The sequence below is a fragment of the Zongyangia sp. genome (genome assembly GCF_965361945.1).
This window is the reverse complement of the sequence record NZ_CBDTOK010000128.1, coordinates 1-4,813: the sequence shown is the minus strand read 5'-3', so window position 1 is coordinate 4,813 and position 4,813 is coordinate 1. Positions and strand designations below refer to the sequence as shown.

At 49.3% G+C, this 4,813-nt stretch carries 7 protein-coding genes; all 7 read right to left on the bottom strand.

Annotated elements, in window-relative coordinates; translation table 11 throughout:
- On the bottom strand, positions 1-1,005 hold a 1,005-nt coding region (locus tag ACZ25G_RS08320), incomplete at its 3' end, for a peptidoglycan D,D-transpeptidase FtsI family protein (RefSeq protein WP_463682132.1).
- A gap of 116 nt (positions 1,006-1,121) precedes the next feature.
- Complete coding sequence (locus ACZ25G_RS08315; protein WP_191481723.1) at positions 1,122-1,598, bottom strand: cell division protein FtsL; 477 nt, start codon at positions 1,596-1,598, stop codon at positions 1,122-1,124.
- 34 nt (positions 1,599-1,632) lie between these two features.
- Positions 1,633-2,562 (bottom strand): 16S rRNA (cytosine(1402)-N(4))-methyltransferase RsmH, encoded by a 930-nt coding sequence (rsmH, locus tag ACZ25G_RS08310; protein WP_191481722.1) that lies wholly within the window; start codon positions 2,560-2,562, stop codon positions 1,633-1,635.
- A gap of 15 nt (positions 2,563-2,577) precedes the next feature.
- Positions 2,578-2,997 carry a division/cell wall cluster transcriptional repressor MraZ gene (gene mraZ, locus ACZ25G_RS08305; protein WP_191481721.1) on the bottom strand — a complete coding sequence of 140 codons (420 nt, stop codon included), beginning with the start codon at positions 2,995-2,997 and terminating at the stop codon, positions 2,578-2,580.
- Positions 2,998-3,208: 211 nt separating this feature from the next.
- The gene (locus ACZ25G_RS08300) at positions 3,209-3,661 is read right to left on the bottom strand and encodes an ATPase (protein WP_191481720.1); all 453 of its coding nucleotides are present in this window, start codon (positions 3,659-3,661) and stop codon (positions 3,209-3,211) included.
- 82 nt (positions 3,662-3,743) lie between these two features.
- The gene (gene coaD, locus ACZ25G_RS08295) at positions 3,744-4,235 is read right to left on the bottom strand and encodes a pantetheine-phosphate adenylyltransferase (RefSeq protein ID WP_191481719.1); all 492 of its coding nucleotides are present in this window, start codon (positions 4,233-4,235) and stop codon (positions 3,744-3,746) included.
- A 58-nt stretch (positions 4,236-4,293) separates the two neighbouring features.
- On the bottom strand, positions 4,294-4,813 hold a 520-nt coding region (rsmD, locus tag ACZ25G_RS08290), incomplete at its 5' end, for a 16S rRNA (guanine(966)-N(2))-methyltransferase RsmD (RefSeq protein WP_463682131.1).

The window sequence follows — 4,813 nt, the reverse complement described above, 5'->3', positions numbered from 1 at the left end:
GCTGCTGGTTCCTAGATCCAGAGCGCTAGCCGCAGTGATAATCTTAAATACAGAGCCAGGCTCATAGGGCTCGGTGATGGATTTATTCTTCCACTGGGCGGTCTGCTCAATCTGCAACTGCTCAGCGTAGGCTTCTTCATTCCCCTCTACCGCTTCCAGACGTTCCAGCGCGTAGGTATCTGTAACGGTAAATGGGTCGTTGGGATCAAAGTCCGTCTTATTGGCCATGGCGAGAATCTCACCGGTGTTGACATCCATGACGATACCAGCAGCCCGGTTTTTGACATTGTTCTCCACCACCGCTGTTTCCAGCGCCTTTTCCAGATAGTGCTGGATGGTCTCATCAATGGTCAGAACCAAGGAATTGCCGTCCTCCGCTTCGACCATCTGGTCGTACTTATAGGGCATATCGCTGCCCCAGGCATTTTTAGCGGATACAACACGGCCTGGCGTCCCGCTGAGCACATCGTCATAATAGCTTTCAATGCCATTCAGGCCCTGGTTATCTTCCCCTACAAAGCCCAGAATATTGGCCGCGAAATTCCCATAGGGATAATAGCGTTTGTTGTCCTCCTCAATATTGATGGCAGAAATACTATTATCCGTGGCGAACTGAGTCACCTCATCTGCCAGTGGTTTTTCAATTCTTTTTTTGATGACTTCATAATAATTGTCTTTTTCACACTTTTCTAAGATGGTTTCCTTATCCACCTCCAATATCTCGGAAAGGCCAGAAGCAATTAGCTCCTTCTGCGCATCGTCCTTGATATCGTTAGGCGAGACAAATACAGTCCAGACCGTGGCGCTCTGGGCCAGTACGTTCATATTTCTATCGTAAATTGTGCCCCGCTTCGGGCTAATGGTCGTCACCCGCATCTGCTGTGCTTCTGCCTTGCTCTGATAGACATCACTTTCTACCAGCTGAATGATGCACAGCCGGACAATAAGGGTAGCAAAGCCCACAACGGCCAGACCGCATAGGATCACCATCATGCGCTTTCTCATTTTACTCGTGGGTCCCTTGGACAAAGTCAGCCGCCTCCGATCCCAGTCACTCTAAAAAATTAAGAGTCAAGACACCCGCTTAACTCTTGTTATCCTTTACCATACTTATTTTCTAACTAGCTCAGGTATTCCTTGATTTTGTCGAACCAGCCGGCAATCGTATCAAATATATTTCCACTTGATTTTGGATTGGTCAACTCGATTTTGTCCTCCTGGGTCAAATTAAGATACTGTACCTGGTAGTTATTCATTTTTGTCAGGCCCAATTCATTAACAGCCTTTTCTTCAATGTTATCCAACGACATCTTCTCTTCTAATTCTACATTGAGACGGGTATTCTCGCTTTGTAGAATCTGAAGATCTTCGTTTGCCGCATTGATTTCTTCCCCGATTTCGGTCAGAGCCACACGATTGACAATCATCAGGGAGGTGATTCCTATGACGATGACCGCTGCAAAGAAAATCTTGACCATGGCCACACGATTGACCCTCTGGGCCTTTTTCCCTTTGATGACCCGTATCTGGGGCTTTTTCTCCTGCTTGCGTTCAAATTTTGATAAATCGTACGCTGTGCTTTCACGGCTGTATTGCATAGAACTTCACCCCTTATTTTGCATTTTCTGCACACTACAGCTTTTCAATAACACGGAGCTTGGCCGAATGGCTGCGATGGTTTTCCTCCAATTCCTTTGCACTCGGCTCAATGGGTTTTCGGGAAACCAATTTCCCCTTGGGTTTGTTTCCACATACACACACCGGAAAATCCGGAGGACAGGTACATCCTCTGCATAAGGCGGCAAATTTTTGTTTCACCATCCGGTCTTCCAGTGAATGGAAGGTGATAACCGCAAATCGGCCGCCAGGACGAAGCCTGTCAAATGCCGCATCCAGTCCCCGAGACAGACTTTCCAACTCGCCATTAACGGCGATACGGATCGCCTGGAAGGTGCGCTTGGCTGGATTGCCACCGGTGCGGCGGGCCGCCGCCGGAATAGACGCCTTGATGATATCGCAAAGCTGGAATGTGGTTTCCACCGGCTTTTGACGGCGGGCCCGCTCAATATTCTTTGCGATCTGAAAGGCAAATTTTTCCTCGGCATACTCCCTTAAAATACGGGTCAAATCCTTGACACTGTAAGTGTTTACAATGTCATAAGCGCTTGTACCCGTCTGGCTCATGCGCATGTCCAGCGGTGCGTCATGCTGATAAGAAAAGCCCCGCTCCCCTGTGTCCAACTGATGGGAGGAAACTCCCAAATCCAGCAGGACGCCGTCTATCTTCTCAATGTGAAGCTCATCGAGCACATGATCCATCTCCGCAAAATCTGACTGGACAACCTGTGCCATAGGATAATCTGACAGCCGCTGGGTAGCGACTGCAATGGCATCAGGATCTTTGTCCAAGGCAATGAGCCGGCCAGACGGCCCCAGCCGTTTCGCGATTTCGCAGGAGTGTCCCGCACCTCCAGCGGTGCCATCTACATAGATTCCGTCCGGCCGGATGGCCAGCGCATCCATGCACTCACCAAGCATCACAGAGTAATGTCGAAACTCCAAACTACCTCACCCCAATCAGAACCCTAGCTCGTCCATGGCTTCTGCCACCATTTCAGGCGTAATGTCTTCACAGTAGCTTGCCCATCTAGCGCTATCCCAAATTTCCGCCCGGGTGGATGCGCCCACCACTGTGACATCTTTGGAAAGGCCCGCGTATTCTCTCAGGTTCTGTGGGATGATGACCCGGCCTTGCTTGTCCCCTTCTACCTCCACGGCTCCCGCATAAAAAAAGCGTTTAAGCATCCGGGATTTGGAAAGGGGCAGCTCGGAAAGCTTTTGATCCAGCTTGTTCCACTCTTCCAAAGAGTAAACAAACAGACACTCATCCAGGCCCTTGGTGATGATAAAGCGGTCTCCCAGATCTTCTCTGAGCCGTGCGGGGAAATTGACTCTGCCTTTTGCATCCAGGCTATGCGTATATTCGCCAATCAGCATTTCCCCACCTCCTTAAAAACGGGCTAGAAACCAAGTTCTAGTTCACCACTTTTAACCACCATTCACCACTTTTCTATAATTATAACCGTTGACTTTTGAAATTGCAATAGAATTTCATATATTTTAACAGAATTTACAATCTAAATTTTGGCAAAAAAATACCCCTCCGTCTAAAATCGAAGGGGTATTTTTGTCTAAGTATACCAGAAATTTAACGTTTCGGATTTTTTAGTGCATACCGGGTCGTTTTCACCTGGTTTAGAGAGGTATTCAGCATTTCTTCCGCCTCTTTTAGCACATTATCGGCAAATTGGTTGGCCGCCTGGCGGATTTCTCTGGCCTTGTACTGAGCCTGGCTCACAAGCTCTGCCGCCCTGGCCTGGGACTGCTTTACCACTTCCTCCTGGGCAATCAGCGCGCGGGCCCGGTCCTCGGCCTTCTTAATCAGCGCGTCCGCTTCCTTCTTCGCGGTCAGGATGATGTCGCTGCGGTCGGCTACAATCGCCTTCGCCTGCTTAATCTCCGTGGGCATATTGAGCCTGATGTCATCGATGAGCTCTCTGACCCGCTCCGCGTCTACAACACAGCGTCCACCGGTTAGCGGAAGGCTCCAGGCCTTGTCCAAAAGTTCATCCAGTACATCCAAAATTTCTTCTATGTTCATAAATGCCTCCCATCCGCGGTTTTATCCTCCGGACACTCTACCGCTTCTGTTATTGGTTCACAAAACCTACCAATTCCTATCATTATTGCGGATCCTTGTGGGTCAGGCGCCGCTCAATGTCAGAGAGCACCTGGGCAGGAACGAAATCACTGATATCCCCGCCAAACTGGGCTACCTGCTTGACAATGCTGGAACTTAAATACATGTTTTCCGCGCTGGTCGTCAAAAACACCGTCTCGCAGTCGGGATTGAGTTTTTTGTTGGTCAGGGCCATCTGGAATTCATATTCAAAATCTGAAACCGCCCTCAGTCCTTTGATGATGGCATCGGCGCCCTTGGCCCGGCAGTAATCGGCCAGCAGGCCGCCGTAAACATCTACCTCTACATTGGTAAAGTCTCCAATGCTGCGCCGGATCAACTCCACCCGTTCCTCCGGAGTGAAGGAGGGGTGCTTTGCGGGGTTATGGACCACCAGAACAATTACCTTGTCGAATAAGCTGGATGCTCGTTTAATAATATCCAAATGCCCTCGGGTAATCGGATCAAAGCTTCCTGGGCATATTCCAATTTTCATATTGTTTTCCCCCTCGACGTCGTCGCCCTATTCTGTTTTACTGAGACTGTATTTGTTTTTATTCTTCCGCTTCTCTCTTTCTGTAAAGGGTCAGCGCAATTTTTCCATATCGGTACTTCTTCTTTAAATAAAACTGCCCAACCTCTTCGGGCAACTCTTCATAGAGTCTAGTCTCACAAAGGATCGCGCCGCCATCGTTCATCTTTTCCGCCACCAGCGGTAACACCTCCGGCAGAATACCGCTATCGTAAGGCGGATCCAATAGGGCAATATCAAAGGTTTCCCCAGTGGAGCGGATAAATGCTTTCGCGTCCATGGCTGCAACCCGCGCCTTAGAACCCAACTGTGTTGTGGTCAGATTCTGTTTAATCACCTGCTGGGATTGGACACTCTGATCCACAAAAATGCAACAGCGGGCCCCTCGGCTCAGCGCCTCAATTCCCAGCTGACCAGAGCCAGCAAACAAATCCAAAACCATGGCCTGTTCCAGTTCAAAGTGAAGAATGCTAAACATAGCCTCCTTCACCATATCCGTTGTCGGCCGGACATCTCTCCCATCCAAGGTAACAAGCTTTCGT